Source organism: Trueperella pecoris, from assembly GCF_014926385.1.
Taxonomy (GTDB): Bacteria; Actinomycetota; Actinomycetes; order Actinomycetales; family Actinomycetaceae; genus Trueperella; species Trueperella pecoris.
Genome location: NZ_CP053291.1, coordinates 2,166,329 through 2,192,152 on the forward strand (window position 1 = coordinate 2,166,329; position 25,824 = coordinate 2,192,152).

Here is a 25,824-nt window from a genome sequence, read left to right on the forward strand (position 1 = left end):
TATCTACTGTAATGAACTAGGTCGACAGGTGTGTGCCTCGCGCCGGTTTTTCTGGCACTCTTAAGGAGTGACTCACGAACGCGATACCACTTCCTTTTCGACAACGGCGGACGCCGGAACTAACCAGCGTGCCCGGCTTCTCGCGCAGGGACACCAATCCCTGTCCGATCTGCCGCAGGCAATTCTTGAACTGGGATCTATTTTCGCACGTTCCGGTTACGAATTGGCACTCGTCGGCGGCCCAGTTCGCGACGCGTTCCTTGGCCAGCCTATTCATGACTTTGACTTTACGACGTCGGCGCGTCCCGATCAGAGCCTCATGCTCCTTCACGAGTGGGCAGATGCCGTGTGGGACATCGGCAAGGAATTTGGCACGATCGGCGCCGCACGTGACGGTTTGGTGGTCGAAGTAACGACATATCGCACCGAGTCTTACGTGCCCTCCTCGCGCAAGCCCGAGGTGATGTATGGCGACACCCTCGAGGGGGATCTCACTCGCCGCGACTTCACGGTCAATTCGATGGCCGTTCGCCTCCCCGCGCTCGAACTCGTCGACCCGTGCGGCGGATTGGAGGACCTCATCGACGGCGTGCTGGAGACCCCCGCACCGGCCACCCAGTCCTTCGACGATGACCCGCTGCGCATCATGCGCGCCTGCCGCTTCGCCTCGCAGCTGAACTTCGACGTGTCCGAGGAGATCATGCGTGCCATGGCCGACATGGCCGGGCGGCTGGAAATCGTCTCGGTTGAGCGCATTCAGGCCGAGCTTGAGCGCCTCATGATCGGCGCAAATCCGCGCAAGGGACTTGAGCTGATGGTTGAAACCGGTGTGTGCGACGTTGTGCTCCCCGAATTCTCTGCGTTGCGCGAGACGGTGGACGAGCATGGGCGCCACAAGGACGTCTACGAACACACCCTGACCGTGCTCGATCGCGCCATCGCGCTTGAGACTGACGCCGATGGCCCGGTGCCCGGCCCCGACTTCGTGTTGCGCTTCGCGGCGATCATGCACGACGTCGGAAAACCCAATACGCGCCGGTTTGAATCGGACGGATCGGTGTCCTTCCACGCACACGACATCGTGGGTGCGAAGATGACGCGCAAGCGCATGAACCACTTGCGCTTCGACAAGGCGACCACGAAGGCTGTTTCCTCCCTGGTGGCGCTTCACCTGCGCTTCCACGGGTACGGCGAGCAGAAGTGGACGGATGCGGCCGTGCGTCGTTACGTCACCGACGCCGGGCCGCTGCTCGAACGACTGAACCGGCTCACCCGCGCCGACTGCACCACACGCAACCGCCGCAAGGCCAACTGGTTGGCGGCGGGCATGGACGACCTCGAAAAACGCATCGTCGAGCTCAAGGAGCAAGAGGAGATTGACGCTATCCGCCCCGACCTCGACGGCCAGCAGATTATGGATATCCTCGGCCTCAAGCCGGGCCGCGAGGTGGGCCAGGCCCGCAACTACATGCTTCAACTGCGCATGGACGAGGGTCCGCTCGGGGAAGAGGAAGCCACCCGCCGCCTGCTCCAGTGGTGGGCCGAGCGTCAGGGAGCGACGGCGGAGTGAGCGGCACGCAGCTGGGGTTGATCGACCAGCTTCGCCACTGCGCGGCTCACCCCTCCTACCGCCGCCTCCTCGCGGTGCGGCTCGTCTCCCAGACGGGAGATGGGGTGTTTCAGATCGGCCTAGCCGCACTCTTCTTCTTTAACCCGCAGAACGCGACGACGGCCGCCGGGGTAGCGCTCGCGTTCGCCGTGCTGCTGTTGCCCTTCACGGTTGTCGGCCCATTCGCCGGGCCATTGCTCGACCGGTGGAGCCGCCGCCAGGTGCTTGTGGGTGCCAACCTCATCCGCGCCGGGTTGGCGAGCCTCCTGGCCGTCCTTATTTTCTTCCTCCCTTCCCACTGGTCGATCTATGTTCTTGCCCTCGTCGGCCTGGGTGTCAACCGCTTCCTCCTCTCCGCCCTGTCCGCGGGCCAGCCACACACCCTGCCCGCCCACCTGCTCGTCATGGCGAACTCGATCACGCCAACCCTGGGATCGGTGGCGGCGGGGATCGGCGCCGGCCTGGGCCTCATCCTCAACCTCATCTCGGCCACCGGCGTGCGCAACTCCGTGGCCCTCGCGCTCGCGTCGGTCATCTTCGCCATGGCCGCCCTCCTCGCGCTCCGCCTGCGCTACCGCGAACTCGGCCCCGCCCATCCGCCTACCACCAGCCTCGCCACGGACCTGGCCGGCGTCGTTGCCCGCATGTGGGGCGGCGTCGTTTACCTCACCTGCCGCGGCACGCCGATGTATGCGCTGTCGGTAATGGCGATTCACCGCTTCCTCTATGGGGTCAACTTCATCGCTTTGCTCCTGATCTCCCGCAACCTTCTGTCCGATCCGCACGACGCCGTCGCCGGGCTTGCGACGTTCGCCCTCGTCGCGGGCGTGTCCATGATCGGCAACGCGCTCGCGATCGTGGCCACTCCGACGATGTATCAGTGGGTGTCTCCCTCGCGCTGGATCGTGATCTGCCTGGGCGGGTCCGCCCTTTCGCAGATGGCCATGGTCATCACCTACCAGCCACCGATGCTGTACATGTCCGCGATTCTTCTGGGGCTGGGTGTGCAGGGGGCGAAGATCGCCGTGGACACGATCGTCCAAGCCGACACCTCCGACTCCTTTCGCGGGCGCGCCTTTTCCCTCTATGACATGATGTACAACGCGGCGTTTGTTGCGGCCGCGGTGTTGGCCGCCCTCGTTTTGCCCAACACGGGCTGGCAACCGGCCGCCTTTGCGGCGTTGACCGGCGTGTACGGCGTCGTCGCCTGGTGGTACTGGCGTAAGACCAGCGCTCTCGGGTTCGCGCCGCGGGCGTGTTGCGGGTGAGCCGCGGGGCCGGGGTGCGGAGGGCCGAGGGGCCGGGGCATTTTGCCGAAACCGCATTAAGCTGATCGGCGCTGTACTAAAATACGGAAATTTAGTACAGCGTCGATCAGCTTAGTACAGCGCGGGCGGTGAGAGGCTGGCCGGGACGGCGAGAGGCGGCGAGTTGCGGCCCGCGGGCGGCGTTGGTCCACAACAGGGAATATTCAGGGGGCTATCGGCGCGCCGGATGACAACTTCTTCGCCCGTTGTGTCGGAGGAAAGTGAGAAGATGAGTTCATGACGAACCAGGACTTGCCTATGGAACTCCCGCCCGAGGAAGCAGCCCCAGTTGCCGAGACGCCGAAGCCGGAAACGCACGTTGATAGCGACTCGAGCGGGCTGATGATTCTCGTCGCGCTGGCGCTGATGACCGTCGCCGGAGCAGGCCTGAACTACATAGCCCCGGTGTTTACCCCGATCTTCCTCGCGCTGACGCTTGTGCTGGCCGTGCGCCCCATCGGGCAGCGGATGATCCGGCGCGGGGCGCCGTCGTGGCTGGCGGCAACGGTCGTGATCGCGGTGTTGGTCTTTATTGTGTTCGGCTTGCTGGGCGTGGCCATCCTGTTATTGACCCCGGTGCCGCAGACCCTTGTCCACTACTCCATCAACTTCGAGAAGACGACCCAGCAGCTCAACCAGTTGCTCACCGATTTCGGCATGGACAACGTGGACCTGTCCAAGTTCGTCGATCAGATCAATTTCAACTCCTTGGTGGGGGTTGCGTGGGAGATCGTGGATCGCCTCTCGTCGGTCGGTGGCCTGATCATGATCGTCATCGTGACAGCGTTCTTCATCACAATCGACACGACGATCACCAAGGGCCGAGGGGCCATCGTCAACAAGCGGCACGCCAACATCGCACGCGCGATGTCCGACTTCGAACGCCGCGTTCGCTCCTACTGGGTGATCACCACGGTCTTCGGTTTGATCGTCGCGATTGTGGACGGCTTTGCCCTGCAAGTCATGGCGGTCCCGCTCGCGTGGACCTGGGCCTACTGGGCTTTCATCACTAATTACATCCCAAACATTGGCTTCATCATCGGTGTCTTCCCCCCGATGGTGATGGCCCTCCTGGATCAAGGCTGGCAATCGATGGTATGGGTTCTCGTGCTCTACTCGGTCATCAACGTCGTCTTCCAGACCTTCCTCCAGCCGAAGTTCACGGGCGATGTCGTCGGGCTCTCCCCGTCCGTCACCTTCATCTCTCTGGTGCTCTGGACTGTCATCGTGGGAATCCTCGGATCGATCCTTGCGGTACCGCTCACACTATTCTTCAAGGCTCTCCTAGTAGACTCCGATCCACGTGCTCGTTGGCTGGATGCCTATCTCATCTCTGAGCAACACATCGTCCGGAAAGAGAAGCAGGGCGCGTACACGGTCCCGAAGGACGACAAGCCTCGCGGGGATCGCCGGAAGATGCATCTGCGCGCCAGGAACAAGCGCGCGAAGAAGTGAGAGGCGCAGGACATGGCACGGAATAAGGATAAGACCGCCACCTCGAAGGGCCGCGGATACCCGCGTCAAGGCATGGGGCCAGTGCGCCGGTGGCTGCCCTCGTGGCGGGTCGTACTGGGAACATTCTTCGCGCTCTTCGCCATCGGTATGGGTGGCCTCATCGGCATGTACGTCACCACGGACATCCCCAAAGTCGACGATATTGCCCTCGCCCAAACCACAAAGGTTTACTACGCGGACGGAAAAACCGAACTTGGTTCTTTCGCCCAGCTGAACCGCTCCTCGGTACCGTTGAACAAAATCTCCCCTGACCTCCAACATGCTGTCATCGCCTCGGAGGATTCCTCCTTCTACGAAAATGCGGGCGTGGATCTGCGTGGTATCGCGCGCGCCTTCTGGAACAACATCCAGGGCAAGCCCACGCAGGGGGGATCGACCCTGACTCAGCAGTACGTCGAACGCTACTACACCGGAACCACGACCTCCCTCCCTGGGAAGGTTAAGGAAGCCATCCTCGCGATCAAGATCGACAACGAACAGTCCAAGGACACGATCCTCGAAAACTACCTCAACACGATCTACTTCGGCCGCGGCGCCTACGGCATCGAGGCGGCGGCCAAAGCCTACTTCGGCGTGCATGCCTCCGAGCTGACGCTCTCCCAATCCGCCACCCTTGCCGGCATCATTCCGGCACCCTCCGCCTGGGACCCCGCAGTGAGCCCCGATCGGGCCAAGCAGCGTTTCGAGCGTGTCATCTCACGCATGGTTTCCGAAGGCTGGATCAAGCAGGCCGACGCCGACGCGGCGTCGTTCCCCAAGGTCCTCGAGCCGAGCCGGGACAATGCCTTCGCGGGCACCAACGGATACCTCTTGGACTCGGTGCGCAAGGAACTCGTGGCCAACGGATTCACCGAGGAGCAGCTCGCGACCGCCGGGTATCACATCGTCTCCACCATCGACGTCAGTAAGCAGCAGGCTGCCGTGGACGCCGTCGCCAAGTTGCCCAAGGATCGTCCCGAAAACTATTACGTCGGTCTGATCTCCATGGACCCGCGCAACGGCGAAATCTATGCGATGTACGGCGGCAAAGACTACCTCGAGCGTCAACGCAATTCAGTGATGCAGGATCGTGCACAGGGCGGATCAACGTTCAAGGCGTTCGCCGTCGTCGAGGCGATGGATCAGGGAATGTCTCCGTTGGAGCGCTTCGACTCGCCCGCGAAATACCGCGTGGGAACCGGAAGCGACAACCTCGTCTTTACGAACGTGGACGGACGTAGCTACTACGATGTCACGGTGAACGAGATGACGGCACGCTCACTGAACACCGGATTCATCCAGCTCAACGAGAAGATCGGCCCGGCGAAGACGTACGATATGGCCGTGCGCCTCGGACTTCCCGAGGACACCCCCGGCCTGGACCGCGGGGTTGGCAACACCCTCGGCTCTGCCTCCCCGAAGGCCGTCGACATGGCGCGGGCATTTGGCACCTTGGCGAACAACGGCCAGAAGGTCACGCCGCACATCGTGCGCGAGGTCAAGGACCACGACGGCAATCGAGTATTCACGGGCAACACCGCCAGCGAGCGCGTCATCAGCGAGGAGACCGCACAGGTGTCCACCTACGTGCTGAAGAATACGCTCAAGCGCGGGGGAACCGCCGAGGATGCCGCACTGCCGGGCCGCGAGGCAGCCGGCAAGACCGGCACGTCGTCGGGCCCGAAGTCCGCATGGTTCGCCGCCTACATTCCGCAAATGGTGACCGTGGTGGACATGTATGGCATCGCGGAAAATGGCACGGAAGCCGTGCTCGAACCCTTCGGCGGCGTCTACCAGGTGGCGGGCGGAAACTTCCCGGCCCAGGTCTGGCACGACTACATGGTGGTCGCCACCGACGGCATGGATATTGAAAAATTCCCCAACGTGGACAAGCTCGTGGCCAAGCGTGCGGTCAAGCGCGCGCCGGCCCCCGTGCGCGTCGAGCCGACGCCGGAGCCCACCATCACCGAGGAACCGACCGAGGATCCCAGCACAGACATCCTTCCTCCGCCCGATCCGCTCCCGCTGCCGACGGATGCCACGAGCGTCCCTCCAGGCGAGGATCCGCTCAACCCTGGCCGCGGCGGGCAGACGCCGGGGAGCGGGCAGAACCCCGACGTCCGAGATAAGTCGGGTAAGTAGGCCGTGGGGCCCGGGCTCATCAGAGCCCGGGCCCCAGTTTTTGGCGTAGCTGTCAAGATCGAGGGCGGAAGTTTTCCACGAGACGCTGGGCGACGGCGTCGTCCACATGTGTGCAATTGCGCAGTGGTTCGGGCGTGATTTTGGGCTAGACTTGGTCATTGTCTGTTGCAACGAAAGTTGTGGCAGCGCATGAACCCTCCTGTCACGGAAGGACCGTGACCGTTGAGACCAAAGGAGGTGGGTACACATGCGTCAGTACGAGATGATGATCATCCTCGACCCGGAAGTGGACGAGCGCAACCTCCAGCCCACGCTGGACAAGATGCTCGCCGTCGTCACGGCAGAGGGCGGATCCCTCGATAACGTGGACATCATGGGCAAGCGTCGCCTCGCCTATGACATTAACAAGAAGAGCGAAGGCATCTACGTTGTTGTTTACATGACTGCAACGCCGGATACCGCCAAGGAACTCGATCGTCAGCTGAGCCTTAACGAGTCCGTTATGCGCACCAAGCTGCTCCGTTACGAGCCCAAGGCAACGGCCGACGCCGAGTAAGAAGGAGCAAAGACATGGCAGGCGAACCAATTATCACTGTCGTCGGAAATCTCACTGCAGATCCGGAACTTAAGTACGTTGGCTCGGGTACGCCAGTCGCTTCCTTCACGGTCGCTTCGACCCCGCGTACCCTCAACCGCAACACGAACGAATGGGAAGATGGCGAAGCCATGTTCATTCGTTGCTCCGTGTGGCGCGAATACGCAGAGAACGTCACCGAATCCCTGTCCAAGGGCATGCGCGTGATCGTTCAGGGACGCCTTCAGGTCCGTAATTACCAGCGTCAGGATGGCTCGCAGGGCACGTCCGTGGAGATGCAGGTGGACGAAGTCGGTCCCTCGTTGCGTTACGCGACGGCCCAGGTCACCAGAACCCAGGGCCGCGGCAATGGCAACGCTAACGCGGGCGGCTACGGCCAGCCCCAAGGCGGGTATGCCAACCAGGGCGGTTACGGCCAGCGCGGTCAAGCTTCCTACAACGCGCCGCAGGGCGGCTCGGGTCAGGACCCGTGGTCGCAGGCGCCTAACGGATCAGCATTCGACGATAACCCGCCGTTCTGATCCTCAAATGTTAACCGGCGCGGCCGTTGAGGCCGAACAGCTCTGAGGGGCGAAGCCGGAATGTTCACAGATAAGAGGAATTCAATCATGGTTGCAAAGCCTGTTTTGCGTAAGCCCAAGAAGAAGTCAAACCCGCTGAAGGCTGCGAAGATCGAGCACGTCGATTACAAGGACACCGCTACGCTTCGCAAGTTCATTTCTGACCGTGGAAAGATCCGCGCTCGCCGCGTCACCGGTGTTTCCACGCAGGAGCAGCGCCAGATCGCACGTGCAGTCAAGAACGCACGCGAGATGGCTCTTCTTCCGTTCTCTAGCTCGAACCGCTGAGGAAGGGGATTAAATAAATGAAGGTCATCCTGACTCACGAAGTTGCGAAGCTCGGTCAGCCGGGCGACGTCGTCACCGTTAAGGACGGCTACGGCCGTAACTACCTGATCCCGCGTGGCTACGCCACCGCTTGGACCAAGGGTGCACAGCGTCAGATCGATCAGATCAACGAGGCACGCCGCCGCCGCGTCACTGAGGACCTCGAGTCCGCACGTGCATCGCGCGAGGCTCTTGAGGCTAAGACCCTCGAGATTGCCAAGACTGCCGGTACCAATGGCCGCCTCTTCGGCGCCGTGACGACCGCGGACGTGGCAAAGGTTGCTTCACAGATCACGGGCAAGTCCGTCGATCGCCGCCAGGTCAATCTCATGTCGGTCATCAAGTCCGTCGGCGAGTACACCGGCTCGGTGAAGCTCGCAGATGAGATCGTTGCCAACGTCAAGATCAACGTGGTTGCTGAGTAATTCGGTAATCAGCGGAAGCTGAGCTCCTCGCCGGGTCACCCGGCGAGGTAGAGCTAATAGGGCACGTACCAACTGGTGCGTGCCCTACGCGTTTGTTTAATTGTCTGCTCCCACAGCGTTTCCAACAAGTTCGGTTTGTCCTTGGTCTGCTTGGCCGGCACTCGCCCAGCGCTCGCGGCGTCGGCAGGCCAACTTCACACGGACAAGTGGGACATAAAAGTGGTGGCTAGGAATCCTAGCCACCACTTATTGCTCGATTCGGCACGGGAATGTGCCGAGGAGCGGGTTACTTGACGCTCTTACGGCGTCCTGCAACCGCGAATGTCACACCAGCTCCACCGAGGAGCAGTGCGGTGAGCACGAGGCACATGGACTCTGCGCCTGTGTGTGCCAGCTTAGAACCAGACTTGCCGGCTGCCTTCTTCTCGACGACAGTGAACTTAGCGGAGGCGCTGGAGAACTTACCAACGATCGACGCTGTGTGTTCGCCGAGGGCAAAGTCTGCCGGAACAGTCCAGTCGACGATGATGAAGCCCTGAGCATCGACCTTTCCGTCGAAGACGGTGACCGGGTTGGAGTGAATCGAGATCACGACCGGCTCGTTTGGCGCGAAGCTGTCGCCCATGATCTTGAGCGTGTCGCCTCGCTCGACGGTGGTCTGACCGAGCATGAGCACTCCGGCCGAAGCAGGTGCCGGCTTATCGGGGTCCGGCTTGTCGGTGCCCGCACAATCGACCGCGACGCCGAGGCCGGCAGCCTCGCCCACGAGAACCTTGCCCTTGTCGTCGGTGACGGTCAGCGGGAGGTGAGCGGTCTTAGCATCGCCGCAGGTGGCGGTAGCCGAGATCTCGATCGGCTGGTCGAGGTAGCCGACGCCGTCAGCGGTCACGATGGCGTTTTCCTTGGCGGCGTTCGGATCCTCGAGGGTGTTATTCACCTTCGCTGTGACGGTCTTGTCGCCGAGCTTGACAGTGACGTTCTCGGTGCGCGCCTCAGCCTTGCCCGAGAAGGACAGACCACGCAGGGAAACCTTGGCCGAAACATTCGTTCCGTCAACTTTCGAATCGACTGTCACGCCAACCGAATGAACGTGAGCGCGTGGCTGTACCTTCGGGTTTGCCGTCAGGTAAGAACCAAAGAAGTCACGATCGAGGCCGTTCGGGATGGTCGTAAAGGTATCCTTGACTTCCTTCAGGACGTCGAAGGAATCTCCACCAGTCAGAAGGAAAGTGACGGAGCCGACGGTGTAGATCTTAGCCGGATCGATCGGCTTGTCATCGATGAGGAGCGAGGTGATACGCTCTCCCATCTTCTTGGCCGGGTCGAAAGTGTACTTGACATTGGAGGACAGTCCAAGCTTGAGCATTGGGCGGGTCGACTTTTCGTCGAGAACCTTCCACTGCTGCTCAAGGAGTGTCTTGAACTGAGCACCATTCATCTTCACGTAGCCAACCTCGTTGGAGAACGGCTGAACCTTGAAAACATCACTCACTGTGACCTTGCCATCCTTGGGCATGAGGTCAGCACGAATGCCGCCGGCGTTGATGATGCCAATGTCGATCGGCTTCTTGTCAAGAGTGGTGAACGATCCACGCATCGCGTCAGCGATCAGGCCGCCGATAGTGGATTCGGTGCCACGGTTTTCGCCTAGGGTGACCTCGCCATCCTTCTTGGTTTCCTGGTAGCCGCGAGAGAAGTTTCCGGTCCCCTCCGCGATAACCTTCGCGCCCTTCTCGTCAGAGATCTTCTTCGCGGCTGCGACGACGTCGGCAACGGCCTTATCCTCGCCGCACTTGACGACGTCTTCGGCCTTGATCTGGATGGCCTCCGAATCGACGACCTTTCCGGCCTTCTTGTCGAAAGTGATCCGGAGGTTAGCGAGGTTATCAGTGAACGAGCCCGAGGCAGTTGCCGAGATCTTGTGGCCAGCCTTCGTGGCTACCTTGGTGAAGTAGTACGGCTTGTGAGTGTCGCCGCCCATGAGACCGTCCACGTACTCGCCCATGTTAGGCAGCGAGCGTTCGACGTCGTTGTCATACATCGCGATGACGACGTCGGCTTCCTTTCGCTCCTTGATGTCCTTGGCAAGGTTGTTGATGACCGGGACGGGCTTGTTGAACTTCATGCCGTCGAAGGTTCCCGGGAAGACCTTGGTTTCGGCGTCGTCCTCGATTGCGCCAATGAAGGCGACCTTAACGCCGGACTTGGAAGTCCACACCTTGTAGGGCTTGATCTCTTCCATGCCTTCGACATTGGCGCCGAGGTAGGGGAAGCCGATCTTGGTGTAGGTGACGCCATCAACCTCGCCTCCGGCGAAGCGGGCCTTGAGGACTTTCTGACCCTTGTCGAATTCGTGGTTACCGATCGTGGAGGCAAACACGTCCATCTTGTTCAGTGCTTCGATGGTCGGGTTGTCATTCTGGGAACCAGAGGTGAAGGGGGAAGCACCGATGTTGTCACCAAGGAGAACGAGCTGGGAGTTCGGGTTCTTGGTCTTGGCGTCCTTGATGTAACAGGACATGGCTGCCAGGCCGGCTTCAGAAACCTTACCCTTGTATTCGGACTTCTCAATGTGACCGTGGATGTCGGTGAGGTTGTACAGATCGAGGGTGACGAGGTCGGAATCGGCCTTGGCGTCTTCCTTCGCCTCGGCTGCTGCCTCCTCAACAGCTGCTTCCTCGCCAGCGGCCTCTTCACCAGCCTTGTCTTCGGCTGTGCCTTCATCAGTGGTCTCGTCCTTGGTCTTGTCTTCGGTCGTTACTTCCGAAGACTTATCGACGTCGACCTTGTCCTTATCTACCGGGGCTGTCGAATCAGCCGCAATAGTGGTCGGTGCATCTGTTCCATCAGGGGTCGCAAGAGCGACCGCTGGTGAAAGAATCAGCGACGTGGCTGCGACAGCGCTCATCGCCAACTTTTTCATTGGATTCTTCATTGAATATTCGCCTTTCGGGTGATGCATACATGCCCAGTCATTCTATGACGTCAGCGTGCACTTTGGTAGCCCGAAACCGCCTAATCTAGCCCCATCCAGGCAGTTTTACGTATCCGGTACAGCATTGTCCCGGCACGGACCGCCATAAAGATGCCGGAATAGCCCACCCAGAGCCACACCATGCCCGCGCTCGGCCAGGTGGCACCCGGGCCGGCAAAGAAGAGCGCGATCGGGGCAAAGGCGGTGAGCGAGGCCACCATGAAGACCGCCAGCTTGCGGGTATCGCCCGCCCCGATGAGGACCCCGTCGAGGATGTAGGTCACGGCGGCGAGCGGCATCGCGGCCGACGTCACCCACATCGCCTGCGTGGCCAGCCAGGCCACGTCGCGGTCAACGCTCATGACACCGGGGATGACGAATGACAGGCTGGCAAGCACGACGCCGAGCGCCGCCCCCACCTTGACCCCATAGATCAGGCAACGACGCACGATCGCGCGCACGCGCTCGCGATCCCCTGAACCGAGGCCTTGCCCCACGAGGATCTGGGCGGCCGTGGCTAACGCGTCGAGCCCGTAGGCGGCGAAGTTCCACATCGTCATGACAATCTGGTTTGCTGCCAGTGCGATCGTGCCCAGCCCGGTTGCCGCCGATATTTGCAGCAAAATCGCCCCGCGCAACGAGAGCGTGCGGATGATCAGCGGGACGGCGTCGCGCAAAGCGAGGAGAACGCCGGTGCCGCTGGGACGTAACCCCACGCGATGCGTGCGAGCCAGGCGCACAACCTGCCACGCTAGGTAGACGGCCATGCCGCTTTGGGCGAGCGCGGTGCCGAAGCCAGCTCCAGCAACCCCCATGTTGGCGGCGTAGATGAGGGCAATGTTGACAGGCATGTTGACCAGGGCCCCGGCGGTGGCGGCGATGAGCGGGGTGCGCGTGTCGGCGAAACCGCGCAGCGTCCCGGTAGCAGCCAGGACGAGGAGCATGCCGGGCAACCCGGCGGCCGAGGCGCGCGTGTAGTGCACGGCCTGGTCGAGCACCGCGGGTTCGGGGCCGAACCATCCGAGGACGTGGGGAGCGAAGACGGCGAGGAGAACCCCGAGCATGACGCCGAGGCCCACGGCCAGCCACATGCCATCCAGCCCTTGCCGTAGCCCGCGGTCGGGCCGTCCAGCGCCGACGTATCGTGCCGTGGACGCCGTCGTGGCATAGGAAAGGAAAATGCACACCCCGACGAGCGTGGTCAGCACGGTTGAGGCGAGGGAAAGCCCGGCAAGGGGATTCGTGCCGAGGCGGCCGACCATCGTCGTGTCGACGGCGACGAGTAGTGGCTCCGCCAGGAGGGTGGCAAGTGAGGGGAGGGCGAGTTGGCGAATGGACCGTTTGAGGGCGTGGGAGGATTGACTCACGCCTAGAACCCGTTCAAGAAGTCGTTGATGAGGTCTCCGAGGGAGCCCAGGATCTCGCTCAACCCGCCGCCATTGATGATCGCGGCGACGATGCCTGCGAAGATAAGGAAGCCAGCCGTGCCGCGCCAGCCGGCCTCGGACTTGGCTGTCGGGCGGGAGTTGGTGCTGGACTTGGTAGCGGCGTGGGATTTCGTGGTCGCGCTGGACGCGTGGTTGCGGGCCGACTTGGGTGCCGGGGCGGGCTCGGGAACGGCGACGCTCTCGTATCCCGGTAGGAGGCTGTCTTGAACCATCGGCCGGGTTGCGCCTTCGACCGTGACGTTCCGATTCGCCTCTGGGACTCCGCCCATCCAGGCGTCGTATTCGGACTTGGTGAGCTCGACGCCGTCGAGCGAATAACCCGAGCTATCCGGGATCGTGTTCTTCGACAGGGTGGAGAGCCGATCATTGGCGAAATTCTGCAGGTTGCGGTTGGCTCGGGCGAGGAAGGAGGTCTCGGGGCTGATGGTCACGCCGGCGAGGCGCCCCACGGTGAAGGTGGACGACGCCGTCATCCCACGTGGCACAGCTGGGGCCGGTGTGGTGGAGAGCCGGGGAGCCGGGCGGGAGACGGGAGCCGCGGGCTTAGGGGTGGGAGCGGCAGTGTGAGAGCGGGGCTTTTTACGTGCTTGTTCCCGGGCGGCGCGTTTCATATTTTTCTGGCGGCGCTTGTCCGCCTTGGCGTAGTCGCCAGCGAGGAATGGGGATTCGAGGTTTTCGGTGCGCGGGGGAAGAGAAAAACCGCGTGAAGAAGATACCCACGCTGAGCCGGTGGTGTTGTCTGACTTGAAACCAACCATGAGCCCTCCCATTTAAATCTTTGACGATCTCCACAATACGCTAGCGGTATGTGAGTAAGAACCGTGTGGGGACGGGGCCCCTAAACACGCCGGGCGACGGTGTGTTCTTAAAGTAAAGGTGTGTTCTTCATGTAGGTGAAGATTGCAGAGGTCTGCAAGTTTGACTAACTTTCGGTTCGGTATCCACTGCTGTGGATAAAGCTGGGGACGACATTGCGCGGAAAGATAGGCTAGTGTCCACAGAATCGCAAAAATGTGTGTAAAGGTGTGGATAACGTGGCAAGTTATCCCTTTAATAATCCACACATCCACACTAAATGTCCACAGCATTTCTTCAACAATACACAATTCACAGGTCATTCTGTGGATAACTTCTTTATCTTTCTCGAACTGAATTTGACATCCGACTTTCAGGTATGTGTATAGAGAGAGTAGAAACGGGCCGAAACTCAGGAGGGTCAGTGAACGAAGTATCGAGTGCGTCCTTTGATCGCATTCCGCCGCAGGACATCGAAGCCGAACGTTCGGTACTCGGCGGAATGATGATTAACAAGGATGCGATTGCGGACGTCCTGGAAATCCTCAAAGCGGAGGACTTCTACCGCCCTGCCCACTCCTTGGTCTATTCCGCCGTTCTTGACCTCTTCAGTCGCGGCGAACCCGCCGACGCCATCACCGTGGCGGCGGAAATTGCCCGCCGCGGCGAACTCGAACGCGTGGGCGGGCGAACCTACATCTTCGACCTCGTCAACGGGGTGCCGACCGCGGCCAACTCCGGCTATTACGCCCACATCGTGCGCGAGCAGGCTCAGCTGCGCAGCCTCATCGAGGTGGGCACGCGCATCACCCAGCTCGGCTACACAACGGACGGGGCCGACGTGGCCGAACTGCTCAACATGGCCCAGGCCGAGGTCTTCAACATGACCGAGTCGCGTACAAAGAACGACTACGCGACCTTCCGAGAGATCATTCCCGGCCTCGTCGAGGAGTTGGAGACGAACGCGAGCCGGGACGGCGCCGTCGCGGGCCTGGCCACCGGCTTCCACGATCTTGACGCCGTACTCAACGGCTTGCGCCCGGGCCAGATGGTGATCGTCGCCGCCCGCCCCGGCATGGGAAAGACGACCATTGCCATGGATTTTTGCCGACACATTGCCTTCAGGGAAAACAAGCCGGTGGCCTTCTTCTCTCTCGAAATGGGGCGCACGGAGCTCGCGATGCGCGTGCTCGCCGCCGAGAGCGAGGTCCCGCTCGGAGCGTTGATCTCGGGAGACATCCGCCAAAACCAGTGGGAACGCATCTCCAGGACGATCGAGAGAATCGCGGACGGCCCACTCTTCGTTGACGATTCGCCAAACCTGACGATGATGGAAATCCGTGCTAAGTCCCGCCGCATGCGCCAGCAGAACCACATCGAGCTCATCGTCATCGACTACCTTCAGCTCTTGACCTCCGGCGGCCGATCGCCCGAATCGCGCCAGCAAGAGGTTTCGGAATTCTCCCGTTCCATCAAGCTTTTGGCCAAAGAGCTCGGCGTCCCGATCATCGCGATCGCCCAGCTCAACCGTAACCCGGAACAGCGTAACGACAAGACCCCGCAGGTCTCCGACCTTCGCGAGTCCGGCTCGCTCGAACAGGACGCCGACGTCGTCATGCTCATCAACCGTCCCCAAGCCGAGGATGGCTCCCTCGACCAGCCTCCCGCCGAGGTGATCGTGGGCAAGAACCGTTCCGGCCCCACGGCCAAGATCGAACTCGCTTTCCAAGGCAACTACACGCGCTTTGCTAGTTTCGGTGGAGAATAAGGCGAGCCTCTACAATGGCTTGAGGGCGCTCATATGAGTACCCTCAAGCCATGCGTGACCCAGGTGATAGACGGCGTCGTCTTGTTCAGCTAGCCTGAACCCTCATAAGAGGGTGAGAAGGAAAAGTGTCGCGCACATTTGAATCGTTTGAAGTCAGGAATTATCGCTACTATTTTGCAGGCGCACTCATATCGAACGTCGGTACTTGGATTCACCGTATTGCCCAAGATTGGCTAGTTCTCACCGACCTTACCCAGGGTTCCTCGGCGGCCCTTGGCATTGTGACCGCGCTACAATTTCTTGCGATCCCCTTCCTCGCACCCTACGCCGGAGGCGTGGTCGATCGGCTAGATAAACGCAAAGTTCTCCTAGTTACCCAGGTCCTCCTCACCCTCAACGCAATCGCCACATGGTTGGTGGTCTACACCGGTGTCGTCGAACTATGGCACATCTATGTTCTCGCCTTTACCCAAGGCATCATCATCGCCTTCGATAATCCAGCTCGCGGCGCGTTCGTACCCGAAATCGTCTCCCAGGAACGTTTATCGAATGCGGTCGGCTTGAATTCGACGTCGTTCAATGCGGCCCGGCTCGTTGGTCCAGGTGCCGCGGGATTGATGATTGCGGCGTTCCATAACGACGTCGCGCCCGCGCTGTTTATCAACACGTTTTCTTTTGTCGGAATGTTTGTTGCGCTCCTTGCCATGAAAACTGGCGAACTACACCCCTCTCCACGAGCCACCAAGAAGGGCGCTACGCGTGGCGGTTTCGCATACGTCAAGTCCAAGCCCGAAATTGTTGTGCTGCTTGTGATTGTCTTTATGCTGGGCACATTTGGCCTGAACTTCCAGATTTTCAACGCCACGATGGCGACCGCCATTTTCGGCAAGGGCTCGGGCGAATACGGCTTGCTGGGCACGATCATGGCGGTGGGCACGCTGGCCGGTGCGCTGATGGCGGCACGACGCCGTCGTCCCCGGTTGCGCACCATCCTTATGTCACTTTTGGCCTTCTCGTTGGCGACCATCGCCTTGGCCTTCACACCGAATTACGTATCGTATTCTGTGCTTCTAGTACCTGCTGGATTCTTTTCGTTGACCGTGATGACGAGTGCGAACGCGGCCGTGCAACTTGCCTCTGATCCGCTTTTCCGGGGGCGCGTCATGGCGATTTACATGGCGATTTTCCTTGGCGGGACGCCGATGGGCGCGCCGATTATCGGCTGGATGGGAGAAGCGTTCGGCCCGCGCTCGACCCTCCTCCTCGGCGGGGGCCTGAACCTGCTCACGGTGGTGGGAATCTTGCTGTACTTCCGCACAAAGGGTCTGCGCTTGCATCTCCACGTGTGCAACTACCTGCCGCGTGTTCATGCCGAGTGGACGATCCAGGCCAACGAGAAGATGGTGGGCATGTAGCGCTGAGGCTGGCCCGCGCCGGGCGCGTAGCCGGTTCTCGTGTGGCCGGGACCCGCGTGCCGGATTTAACGCGTGTCCGCGCCGAAGACGCGGATCGTGTTGTGGTCAATCTGGCTGGCCAGCTCCGCCTCCTCGATCCCTCGTAGCTGCGCCAACTCGCCGATGGTGGATCGGAGGGCCTCGGCGACGCCGCGGGCGAGCGCGCCCGCGACGTCGGCCGCTGGACCCGCGCTCGCGTCGGCGCTCGCGGGCTCGGATGGCAGGTCGGTTTCGAGAAGGAGGCGATCGGCAGGAACCTGGGTGACGTATGCTCGCCCCCGCTTGGACTCCAGCATCTGCCGGCTGACCGAGATGTACCCGCCGGCGCGGATGAGGCGGGTCAGTTCGTCGCTGGTGCCGGCGAAGCGATGGAAGACGGGAATCGTGGCGGCGGCGTCGAGCCCGCAGGAGGCAGCGAGGTCGAGCACCTGGGAGGCACTGCGAACCGTGTGGATGGAAAGCACGGTGGGCGCGCCCGACTCCGAGCCTTGAAGGATGGTGAAAAGTTGGCGGAGTATGTCCATCTGAAGCTCGGCGGGGACGGCCTCGAGACGCCGGGGCGAAAAGTCGAGTCCGATTTCGCCCACGAACCGGGTGCGCGAAAGCGCGTCGGCAAAGACGTTCAGCTCGCTGCCGTAGTCCGGGGTCATATACCAAGGGTGGTATCCGACGGACAGTGGCGGCGCGGCTGCCGGCGTCGCCGCTGTGACCGAGGTCGTCGACGTGACCGATGTGGCCGACGTGAGCGATGCGTCCGCAGCGAGGCGGGCATGCTCGGCTTCTTCGAGGTCGAGGAAGCCGGACGGAGTTAGCGTCTGGGCAATAATCCCGACGCCGTGACCAGCGATCTGCTCGAGAAACGGCCCGCGCGCCTGAGGAGGTAGGAAGTCGTAGTGAAAATGGGTGTCGAGGGTGTTCATGACTCTGTGGGCGGCTGGTTGGCGTCGGCGGGCCCGCCGATCCGCGGGGCGAGCGGCATCTTTTCAAGCCCGGCCAGGCGGCGAAGCACCTTGCCGGCGAGCATCTGGCCCATGATCGGGGGCATGTAGCTCATCGTGCCGAGGGTTTCGGCCTTGGTGCCATTGCCTTTATCTGCGATGGCCACGGGCACTTCGGTGGAATAGAGAACCTCGAGGCCGCGGATTCGCCGCCGCATGCACACCAGCCGGATTGCTTTGGCGAGCGGGCAATACTCCGTCTTGTTGACTTTGGCGAAGGTGAGTTTCGACGGGTCGAGTTTGTTGCCTCCGCCCATAGAGGCCAGGAGGTGTACGCCGTTTTCTGCACACCACTGCGCGATTTCGATCTTGCTGGCGACGACGTCGATGCAGTCGATGACGTAGTCCGGGCGGGGGAACTGGGCGAATACGGATGCGAGGTTGTCGCGGTTGATGTAGACCTGCTGGGCGTGGGTGACGCAGTCGGGGTTGATGTCCGCGACCATGTTGGCCATGACTTCGGCCTTGACCTTGCCGACGGTCGAGACGAAGGCGAGTGCCTGGCGGTTGATGTTACTTTCCTCGACGACGTCGCGGTCCAGGAGAATGAGGGTGCCCACGCCGCCGCGGGCGAGTGCCTCGGCGCAACTCGACCCGACGCCTCCGAGCCCGACGACCATGACTGTTGCGCCGGTGAGTTTGGACAGCCCCTCCTTGCCGAGGATGAGTTCGAGGCGGGCGAAGCGTTCGGGCATGTGGTCTCGATTCTGCGTGGGGAGAGTGCGTTACTAGGATAGCGGCGGACGACGCCGTCCGGGCGCACGTGTCCGAGGTGCTTGGGGTGTTCGTTGACCGTGGCGCGGTCATTGACTTCGGGAAATCTGTGGCAAGCGTTTCCATTTGTCAGACATCTGATTTACGGTATGGGGGTGTCCTTTATCCACGGCACATTAGACCAACGAAGGAGTTGATTGCATGACCCGACGTGCCCGTCGGTGGCTCATTGCCGCTGCGGCGTCAGCACTCGTCGCATCAGGGCTCACCGCGTCGCCCGCATTCGCACAGGACGAGCCACTCACCACGGCTCCGGCGGCGAAGGAACGCGGAGCTAACCAGCCCACTGTAGATATCAGCCAGACTGACATGACTGAACGCCTCGCACTTGCCCAGCGCAAGGACGGCGAGATCTACTATCGAATCCCAGCCATCACGGCCACGCCGAAGGGCGACCTCATCGTCGCTTTCGATGAGCGCCCACTGAGCGCCAACGACCCCGGTAAGCATGCAGTTCGCGGTTTTAACGGCGAAGACTGGTTTACCGGTATGAAGGCTCGCAACATCGCGACCTGGAAGAACGGCGAGGACTCGCCGAACCCGAACTCGATCAAGCAGTGGAGGCTCAAGAAGGGCAGCACTAAGTGGGAGGATGACGGCTACGTATGCAAGGGCAACCCCGTCGGCGATTGGTCGAAGATTAATGGTTGCTCCGATCCCTCCTACGTGGTCGACTGGGAAACCGGAAAGATCTTTAATTTCCACGTTCGCTCATACGAGGCCGGTATTCAGGAGTCTCAGCGCGGCAACGACGAAACGAGCCGCAAGGTGATCCAGGTTGAGGTTTCGACGTCCACCGACGACGGCCACAACTGGGAAAGTAAGATCATTACAGCAACGGTAACCCCAGATAAGAATGTAGCCTGGCGATTCGCCGCTTCCGGCCAGGGAATCCAGATCCGCAACGGCGAGCACGCCGGCCGCCTCGTGCAGCAATTCACGCGCACAGAGAAGCACGGGACTGCCCAGCAGGCTTTCTCCCTCTACTCGGACAATGGAGGCGAGACCTGGACCGCAGGTCAGCCCATCGGCACCGAGATGGACGAGAACAAGGTCGTGGAGCGCTCGGACGGGTCGCTGCTGATGAGCTCCCGCGACAGGACTGGCAACAATAAGGTTCGTTGGCAGGCTGAGTCCTTCGACGGTGGCCAGACGTGGCAGAACGTCAAGACGGTCAATGACATCGTCGATGGTAAGACCAACGGCCAGCCGGTCCGCGCGTTCCCGAACGCCAAGGGCGACGACCCGCGCGCGAAGGTCCTCCTTTTCGCCAACGCCCAGACCCTAACCGGAAACAACAACCGTCACAAGGGTACCATCTGGATGTCCTGCGACGACGGCAAGACCTGGCCGATCCACAAGGTGTTCAACGAGGATTCCACCGGATACGCCACCATCACCGTCCAGCACGACGGCCGCATCGGCCTCGTGACCGAAGACGGTCAAGGCTCGACCAAGGAACTCGGCATCTACTACCGCTCCTTCGGCATCAACTGGCTGGGCAAGACATGCGCCACGATGACCGCTCCTGATGTCGAGGTCGCCAAGGCCCCGGCCACGGTCGACATCACCGCAAAGATCGACACCCTGGGCGCGGACCCGGCGGGCCACGTCGTCGTCGAGAAGCTGCCTGCAGGCTGGACCGCGGAGAAGACCCCGGTGACGAAGGACAACGCAGGCGCAGTCACGGTCAAGGTTAACGTTCCGGCGGATGCGAACGACGGCGACTACGACCTCTCGCTTCGCTACACGGGCGACAAGGGCGCGGTTGCGGCCGCGGCGTTCAAGGTGAAGGTCAAGGACACCAGCCGCATCGCGCGCGAGCACATCACGGACGTGTGGGCGAACTCGTTCGATCAAGTTCAGAATAGGCAAATTAAGGATGCCTTTGATGGTGACGAATCGACGTTCTGGCATTCGCAGTGGAAGGACAAGTCGCCTGATATTGCGAATAACCACCACATCGTGGCGACCCTCGATCATCCGTACGACCTGACGAAGATCACCTACCTGGCGCCACAACGACAGGAGCAAAACGGCTCGTTCAAGAAGTACGAGGTGCTGACGGCGTCGTTGCCGGAGGGCAAGAAGTGCCAGGACGTGACCGAGTGGAAGTCGGCCGGCACGGGCACCCTCGCATACAACAAGTCCGCCTACCTGCCACTGGCCTTCGACGCCGCGAAGGCCAAGGACGCGCAGTGCGTGAAGATCCACGTGACCGGGGAGCAGACGGCAAGCGTCAACGCTGCGGCAGCGGAAATCCGCCTCTACGGCGAGCAGTCGGGCATACCGTCGACGGAGCTTGAGCCGGCGATTGTGTCTGATGGCAAGGTCGAGCTCGACAAGAAGACCGTTGAGCAGGGCTCCACGCTGACCATCACCGGTAAGGACTTCGCCCCGAAGGAGGCCGTCAAGGTGACGGTTCATTCCGATCCCGTGACCGTCTTCGAAGGCAAGGCCGACGACAAGGGCGGACTCGTCAAGACGTGGACCGTTCCTGCGGACTTCGCCGTTGGCACCCACACCGTTCGAATCGACGGCGCCTACTCGGCGGCTGAGGCAAAGTTCGAGGTCAAGAAGGCGCCCGAGGCTGAGCCCGCCAAGCCCGAGCCCACCAAGCCCGGTGTGAGCACCGGCTCGGTTGACGGTGGCACGTCGACGAACTCGGATCAGCTTGAGGGTAAAGTCATCATCCCGGCGATTCCGTTGGAGCCGGCAATCACGCCGAAGCCGAAGCCCACCGAAGAGCCGAAGCCCACCGAGAAGCCGAAGCCCACCGAGAAGCCGAAGCCCACCGAAGAGCCGGTTGTCGAGGCTCCGGCTCCGAAGTCAAAGCTCGCACACACGGGCATGTCCGCCGAGACCTATGCGGGTGCGGCGCTCATGACGCTGATGGCAGGCGCGGCGCTCGTCACGCTACGACGTCGTCAGGCGTAACCCGGCACGCTTGATGTGTACTGAGTGAACAGGGGCAGCCAACCGGCTGCCCCTGTTTCGTGCCATGAGAAACGATGCTGCGTTCGGCGTGTCGGCCGAGTTCGGCATCGCGCTGGCGGCGTCGTGCTCGCAAACCGGCGAGCGGCCGCCGATCCGCCAGCTATCCGATCTCGGCGCCCAAGCGCGTAAAGAAATCCCGCTGGTAGTCAAGGTTGGCCAGCCACAACGCCTGGGCCGTGGCCGTGGCGCACGTGTACTCGTACTGCCTCTCGAGGCCCTCCACGTAAGCGGCAATGAAGTCGCGTTGCTCCTGGGTGGTCTTGTCCATCAAGCGCACGTACTTCAACGTATCGGCGACGCGGTAGGTGCTGAAACGATCCACGTTGTCGCAATCTCCGATCGAGCGGGCCAAAATGCTGGGCTCGCCCGAAAAGGAAAGATAGGCGCGCCCGGCGGCGTCGTGACCGGTGCCCTGGTCATCGCCGCGGGGGTTAGCCAAGCCGTCAACGTGCATGGCGATCCCCTGGACGATCTCGTCCGCGACGGCGGCGCGGAAGTCCAGCGAATCGAAGTATTCGCGAACCATGCGCGCCCCGGCTCGCCCATGGTCGACGGGCACAGCAGCGTCATACTTGCCGATGTCGTGCAACAGGCAGCCAAGCTCCAAGCCGGCGGCGTCGAGCCCCTCGGCCTCGGCCACAGACCTGCCGATCCGGGCCACCCTCAAACAATGCTCGAAGCGATAGCGGCGCGAACCCGCGGAGGCGGGCGATGCCGCCAGGTGCTCGAAAAGGAAGCTCCTGGCGGCATCAAAATCCGGGTAAATCAAGACTGTCCGCGTTCCTAGTTTCCGCAACCGCAGCCGTCACAGCCTTCGCCGCCGCAACCGCCGTCGCCGTCGCAGCCTTCGCCTTCGCCACAGCAGTCGTCGGAGTAGTCCATTTCGGCTGCGTAGGTGTAGTCGGCGTCCTGCATGGGCTCGAACGCGCCCTGCCACACGGTAGAGAACGGGGTGTTGGCCGTGACCTGGGCGTCGATACCCTGGGTGACGAGGTCTTTGGCGATGCGGACTGCCTTGTGAATATCGCAGCCCTTGGCCAACTCGGCAGTGATCGCGGCGGCGAAGGTACAGCCCGCACCGGACACGCGCGAATCGCCGATCTTCGGCACGGCGTAGGCAAGCGCCTGCTCGCCGTCCCACAGGACGTCAACAGCCTCGTCGCCCGGGAAGTCCATGCCGCCCTTCACGATCACGTACTTCGGCCCGAGCTCCGAGATGCGCATCGCGGCCTCGGCCAGATCCTCGAGGGTCTCAAGCTTGTCCATGCCCGCCAACGTGCAGGCCTCAAAGTAGTTCGGGGTGGCCACGGTGGCCAGCGGCAGGATCTTCTCCCGCAGCGCGTTGTCGGTATCCAGCGCCATCCCGGGCTCCTGGCCCTTGCAGATCAGCACAGGGTCAAGGACGATGTTCTTCCACTCCTGGCTCTTGAGCCCCTCGGCGACGGCCTCAATCGTGGCGACGGTTCCGAGCATGCCGATCTTGACCGTGTCGAGGTCGGCATGCGCCATGGCCGCGGTCATCTGATCTTTAATGACGTCGGCGTCGATCGGGACGAATTTGTGGTTCCAGTTATCCGCCGGGTCGAAGGAGACGATGCAGGTCAGCGTACCGAGTCCGTAGCAGCCGAGTTCGTGGAACGTCTTCAGATCGACCTGGAAGCCGGCCCCGCCGGTCGCCTCCGAACCTGCGATCGTGTACGCGTATGTCACCATAAGAAACCTTTCACTGTGTTCGCGCAGGTAGCGCGCTCTGTCTCAATTTTAGTCACGGCTGTGGGTAAAGACGAAAGGTGCCTGACGCCGCCCGGCCTCCTCACGAGTACGCTAAAGATGTGTCCGCGGTCCAGTCGCGCCCGCGGCGCTTAGAGGCGGTCGAAGACGTCCGGGTGCTTGCCGGTCCGGCCGGGCTCGCCCTTGTCGAGGGAGTCGATGGCGGCGATCTGCGCCTCGCTGAGCTCCACATCGACAGCTCCGAAATTCTCGCGTTGCCGCTCCACATGCGTGGACTTCGGGATCGCGATGTGGCCCTTGGCCAGATGCCACGCGAGGATGACCTGCGCCGGCGTCGCCTGAATCTCATCTGCGATAGCGCCGATGACGGCGTCGTTCAACACGCGCCCGCGACCCAGCGGGGACCACGCCTCCACCGCGATACCGTGCTCGGCGCAGTAGGAGGCCAGTTCGGTGTTGGTGAAGTAGGGGTGAATCTCCACCTGGTTGACGGCCGGTTTAATCGACACCCCTGACAGCAGCTTCTCGAGGTGGTGGATTTCGAAGTTCGATACGCCGATCGCGCGTGCCTGCCCGGAGGCGACGAACTCCTCCATGACGCGGTAGGTGGTGATGAAGTCGCCGCCGTAGTACATGGGCATTGGCCAGTGAATGAGGAAGAGGTCCACGTAGTCGGTCTGCAGGTCCACGAGCGACTGTGCGAAGGTGCGCCGGACGTCGTCGGGACGATGATTGGGCGTGTTGAGTTTGGTGGTGAGGAAGATGTCCTCGCGCGGGATGTTCGTGGCCGCCAGCGCGTTACCCACGCCGAGCTCGTTGCCGTACATTTGTGCCGTGTCGATGTGGCGATAGCCGACGTTGAGCGCGCAGGTTACCGCCTCGGGTGCGTCCTCGTTCGTGATCTTGTACGTTCCGAAGCCGAGTTGGTCAATGGAGCCTGTGGTCAGTTCGATCTTTCGCATGCGGCCATTCTTCCACTCTCACGACGCCGTTGGGAGGGCTTTCGCTCTGCGCTAGGCCAGTGCCTCAAAGAGCGCCTCGACGACGGTGGCGCCATGCGTGCGCAGGGCGTCGTGGTGCCAGTCCTCGGAGATGAGGGTTTTCATCCCACGGATGTCGGCAGCGGTTTCCATACAGATGTCGAAGGGCACGAACATGTCAGGGCGGTAGACCCACGCCACCGCGGGGACGCGGTTAGCCGCAAGGACCTCGCGGTTGTGCAGCGGCGGGAGGTCTTCCCGGGCGGCCAGCAGGTTGACTGCCGGAACCATAGCGGCGAGCGCGGGATCTTCCACCCCCTGCCAGGGGAAGACGTGTTCGCCGGTGAAGCGGAAACCGTGCCCTTCCGCCCGCAGTTCACGCTCGGCCTGCGCGCCCAGGCTCGGATCGGGCTGGCGGAACTGCGCAAATTCGGCGCGGATGCGGTGTGCGGCCCAGTTGGGTGCGAGGCTCGGCTGCTGATAGATGGACTCGTGGAGGGCCCAATACAGTGGGTTCGGCCCGTACGAAAGTTCGCAGCCCACCGCGTTTAGGAAGCGCGAACTCAGCCGGATGCCGTCCTTGCCCTCCACGAAGGGATTCTCGAGCAGGTAGTGCAACGGCTCAAAACCGTAGGAGCGGCCCAGCCCAATGCCGAGCATCCGGAAACGGCGAGCCGTGAGCACCTCGCCCGTCGGGAGACGCTCGCCGTGGCCGTCGGCGTCGGCTTGTGCCAGGTGCTCGACGATCTTCCAGCAGGTCTCCTCATCAGCCGGATACCGGGCAAAAAACTCGGCGTTACGCGCCTCGGTGCGGGCGTAGGTGAGGCGGTAGACGTCGTCGGCTGGGCGCCACGTCGAGGGCAGGCCGGCGGTGATCATGGCCGAGCTCAGGCCCTGCGGCGCCTGGGACAGGTAGGTGGTGACGCAAAATCCGCCAAAGGACTGGCCGAGCGCGGCCCACGGCTGCTCGCCCTGCAGGGAGCGACGCAATGCTTCGGCGTCGGCGACGATGGAATCCTGGCGGAAACACGCCAAATAGTCGGCCTGTTCCGCGGGCGTGCCCAGCTCGCTGAGAACGGTGGCGTCGAGCGCGGCAGACTGCCCGGTGCCGCGCTCGTCCAGCATCACGAGCCGATAGTCCTCCAACACGCGGGCCACCCAGCCCGAATCGGTCTCTTGGCGAGTGCCGGCGAAACCGGGCCCGCCCTGGAAGTAGACCATGCGAGGCTTATCCTCGTTGCCGACCCTCACATATTCGCGCGCGAAGATCTCAATTGTGGCCCCCTGGCCAAGCGGAGCCGGTGCGCGATAGCCGAGCGTCGGGTGGACGAGGGGCACCTCAAGGCGGTGCTCAAGCAACATGGTGGGGTGCTCCCACGGGATTGTGAATGTTTGTGTACGCATGAGTCCTGGGTCTTCGTCTGAGTCGTGGGGCGGTCGGCTGAT

At 62.0% G+C, this 25,824-nt stretch carries 20 protein-coding genes; 11 read left to right on the plus strand and 9 right to left on the minus strand.

The window, feature by feature from the left end; genetic code table 11:
- The first annotated feature begins 67 nt into the window (after positions 1–67).
- From HLG82_RS09890 to rplI, 8 genes are all read left to right on the plus strand, one after another.
- Entirely contained in the window at positions 68–1,570 is a 1,503-nt protein-coding gene (locus HLG82_RS09890) for a CCA tRNA nucleotidyltransferase (protein ID WP_193326657.1), read from the plus strand.
- Positions 1,567–2,877 (plus strand): MFS transporter, encoded by a 1,311-nt coding sequence (locus HLG82_RS09895; protein ID WP_193326658.1) that lies wholly within the window; start codon positions 1,567–1,569, stop codon positions 2,875–2,877. Before HLG82_RS09890 ends, HLG82_RS09895 begins: the two co-directional genes overlap by 4 nt.
- Positions 2,878–3,153: 276 nt before the next feature.
- On the plus strand, positions 3,154–4,371 hold the full coding sequence (locus HLG82_RS09900) for an AI-2E family transporter (protein ID WP_193326659.1): 1,218 nt from the start codon (positions 3,154–3,156) through the stop codon (positions 4,369–4,371).
- A gap of 12 nt (positions 4,372–4,383) precedes the next feature.
- On the plus strand, positions 4,384–6,552 hold the full coding sequence (locus tag HLG82_RS09905; RefSeq protein ID WP_193326660.1) for a transglycosylase domain-containing protein: 2,169 nt from the start codon (positions 4,384–4,386) through the stop codon (positions 6,550–6,552).
- A gap of 247 nt (positions 6,553–6,799) precedes the next feature.
- A complete protein-coding gene (gene rpsF / locus HLG82_RS09910) occupies positions 6,800–7,108 on the plus strand; it encodes a 30S ribosomal protein S6 (protein WP_193326661.1) in 309 nt (102 codons plus the stop codon).
- Positions 7,109–7,122: 14 nt separating this feature from the next.
- Entirely contained in the window at positions 7,123–7,668 is a 546-nt protein-coding gene (locus HLG82_RS09915) for a single-stranded DNA-binding protein (protein WP_193326662.1), read from the plus strand.
- A gap of 87 nt (positions 7,669–7,755) precedes the next feature.
- Positions 7,756–7,995 (plus strand): 30S ribosomal protein S18, encoded by a 240-nt coding sequence (gene rpsR / locus HLG82_RS09920; RefSeq protein ID WP_038101734.1) that lies wholly within the window; start codon positions 7,756–7,758, stop codon positions 7,993–7,995.
- 17 nt (positions 7,996–8,012) lie between these two features.
- Positions 8,013–8,459, plus strand: a complete 447-nt coding sequence (gene rplI / locus HLG82_RS09925; RefSeq protein ID WP_193326663.1) for a 50S ribosomal protein L9 — start codon at positions 8,013–8,015, stop codon at positions 8,457–8,459.
- Positions 8,460–8,745: 286 nt separating this feature from the next.
- On the opposite strand, the gene HLG82_RS09930 is transcribed toward rplI, so the two are convergent.
- The 3 genes from HLG82_RS09930 to HLG82_RS09940 all read right to left on the minus strand — a co-directional run bounded on the left by HLG82_RS09930 (position 8,746) and on the right by HLG82_RS09940 (position 13,639).
- The gene (locus HLG82_RS09930) at positions 8,746–11,394 is read right to left on the minus strand and encodes a bifunctional metallophosphatase/5'-nucleotidase (protein ID WP_193326664.1); all 2,649 of its coding nucleotides are present in this window, start codon (positions 11,392–11,394) and stop codon (positions 8,746–8,748) included.
- Positions 11,395–11,474: 80 nt separating this feature from the next.
- Complete coding sequence (locus tag HLG82_RS09935) at positions 11,475–12,800, minus strand: MATE family efflux transporter (RefSeq protein WP_193326665.1); 1,326 nt, start codon at positions 12,798–12,800, stop codon at positions 11,475–11,477.
- Between the two features lie 2 nt (positions 12,801–12,802).
- A complete protein-coding gene (locus HLG82_RS09940) occupies positions 12,803–13,639 on the minus strand; it encodes a hypothetical protein (protein ID WP_193326666.1) in 837 nt (278 codons plus the stop codon).
- Positions 13,640–14,100: 461 nt separating this feature from the next.
- Between HLG82_RS09940 and dnaB the strand changes: the two genes are divergently transcribed.
- The gene (gene dnaB / locus HLG82_RS09945) at positions 14,101–15,444 is read left to right on the plus strand and encodes a replicative DNA helicase (RefSeq protein ID WP_246462311.1); all 1,344 of its coding nucleotides are present in this window, start codon (positions 14,101–14,103) and stop codon (positions 15,442–15,444) included.
- A gap of 125 nt (positions 15,445–15,569) precedes the next feature.
- The gene (locus HLG82_RS09950; RefSeq protein ID WP_193326668.1) at positions 15,570–16,859 is read left to right on the plus strand and encodes an MFS transporter; all 1,290 of its coding nucleotides are present in this window, start codon (positions 15,570–15,572) and stop codon (positions 16,857–16,859) included.
- Between the two features lie 65 nt (positions 16,860–16,924).
- Here HLG82_RS09950 and HLG82_RS09955 read toward each other — a convergent pair whose 3' ends face one another.
- Together HLG82_RS09955 and HLG82_RS09960 are read right to left on the minus strand one after the other, a co-directional pair.
- Positions 16,925–17,818: a TatD family hydrolase gene (locus tag HLG82_RS09955; protein WP_193326669.1), complete on the minus strand. Its 894-nt coding sequence runs from the start codon at positions 17,816–17,818 to the stop codon at positions 16,925–16,927.
- Positions 17,815–18,591 (minus strand): tRNA threonylcarbamoyladenosine dehydratase, encoded by a 777-nt coding sequence (locus HLG82_RS09960; protein ID WP_193326670.1) that lies wholly within the window; start codon positions 18,589–18,591, stop codon positions 17,815–17,817. The genes HLG82_RS09955 and HLG82_RS09960 overlap by 4 nt, the downstream gene beginning before the upstream one ends.
- Before the next feature lie 220 nt (positions 18,592–18,811).
- Here HLG82_RS09960 and HLG82_RS09965 point away from each other — a divergent pair, with 220 nt between their 5' ends.
- Positions 18,812–21,607, plus strand: coding sequence for an exo-alpha-sialidase (locus HLG82_RS09965; protein WP_193326671.1), 2,796 nt, complete (start codon positions 18,812–18,814; stop codon positions 21,605–21,607).
- Positions 21,608–21,767: 160 nt separating this feature from the next.
- Here HLG82_RS09965 and HLG82_RS09970 read toward each other — a convergent pair whose 3' ends face one another.
- The 4 genes from HLG82_RS09970 to HLG82_RS09985 all read right to left on the minus strand — a co-directional run bounded on the left by HLG82_RS09970 (position 21,768) and on the right by HLG82_RS09985 (position 25,782).
- Positions 21,768–22,436: an HD domain-containing protein gene (locus tag HLG82_RS09970; protein WP_193326672.1), complete on the minus strand. Its 669-nt coding sequence runs from the start codon at positions 22,434–22,436 to the stop codon at positions 21,768–21,770.
- Between the two features lie 14 nt (positions 22,437–22,450).
- A complete protein-coding gene (gene thiD / locus HLG82_RS09975; RefSeq protein WP_193326673.1) occupies positions 22,451–23,380 on the minus strand; it encodes a bifunctional hydroxymethylpyrimidine kinase/phosphomethylpyrimidine kinase in 930 nt (309 codons plus the stop codon).
- Positions 23,381–23,529: 149 nt separating this feature from the next.
- Entirely contained in the window at positions 23,530–24,360 is an 831-nt protein-coding gene (locus tag HLG82_RS09980) for an aldo/keto reductase (RefSeq protein WP_193326674.1), read from the minus strand.
- Positions 24,361–24,411: 51 nt separating this feature from the next.
- On the minus strand, positions 24,412–25,782 hold the full coding sequence (locus HLG82_RS09985) for an alpha/beta fold hydrolase (protein WP_193326675.1): 1,371 nt from the start codon (positions 25,780–25,782) through the stop codon (positions 24,412–24,414).
- Positions 25,783–25,824 lie beyond the last annotated feature (42 nt).

Excerpts from the sequence above, each read along its gene's own strand:
- rpsF (WP_193326661.1), top strand. The coding sequence starts at position 6,800 with ATGCGTCAGTACGAGATGATGATCATCCTCGACCCGGAAGTGGACGAG.
- HLG82_RS09940 (WP_193326666.1), bottom strand. The coding sequence starts at position 13,639 with ATGGTTGGTTTCAAGTCAGACAACACCACCGGCTCAGCGTGGGTATCT.
- HLG82_RS09985 (WP_193326675.1), bottom strand. The coding sequence starts at position 25,782 with ATGCGTACACAAACATTCACAATCCCGTGGGAGCACCCCACCATGTTG.
- rpsR (WP_038101734.1), top strand. The coding sequence starts at position 7,756 with ATGGTTGCAAAGCCTGTTTTGCGTAAGCCCAAGAAGAAGTCAAACCCG.
- rplI (WP_193326663.1), top strand. The coding sequence starts at position 8,013 with ATGAAGGTCATCCTGACTCACGAAGTTGCGAAGCTCGGTCAGCCGGGC.
- HLG82_RS09955 (WP_193326669.1), bottom strand. The coding sequence starts at position 17,818 with ATGAACACCCTCGACACCCATTTTCACTACGACTTCCTACCTCCTCAG.
- HLG82_RS09915 (WP_193326662.1), top strand. The coding sequence starts at position 7,123 with ATGGCAGGCGAACCAATTATCACTGTCGTCGGAAATCTCACTGCAGAT.
- HLG82_RS09965 (WP_193326671.1), top strand. The coding sequence starts at position 18,812 with ATGACCCGACGTGCCCGTCGGTGGCTCATTGCCGCTGCGGCGTCAGCA.
- HLG82_RS09960 (WP_193326670.1), bottom strand. The coding sequence starts at position 18,591 with ATGCCCGAACGCTTCGCCCGCCTCGAACTCATCCTCGGCAAGGAGGGG.
- HLG82_RS09900 (WP_193326659.1), top strand. The coding sequence starts at position 3,154 with ATGACGAACCAGGACTTGCCTATGGAACTCCCGCCCGAGGAAGCAGCC.
- HLG82_RS09930 (WP_193326664.1), bottom strand. The coding sequence starts at position 11,394 with ATGAAGAATCCAATGAAAAAGTTGGCGATGAGCGCTGTCGCAGCCACG.
- HLG82_RS09905 (WP_193326660.1), top strand. The coding sequence starts at position 4,384 with ATGGCACGGAATAAGGATAAGACCGCCACCTCGAAGGGCCGCGGATAC.
- HLG82_RS09980 (WP_193326674.1), bottom strand. The coding sequence starts at position 24,360 with ATGCGAAAGATCGAACTGACCACAGGCTCCATTGACCAACTCGGCTTC.
- thiD (WP_193326673.1), bottom strand. The coding sequence starts at position 23,380 with ATGGTGACATACGCGTACACGATCGCAGGTTCGGAGGCGACCGGCGGG.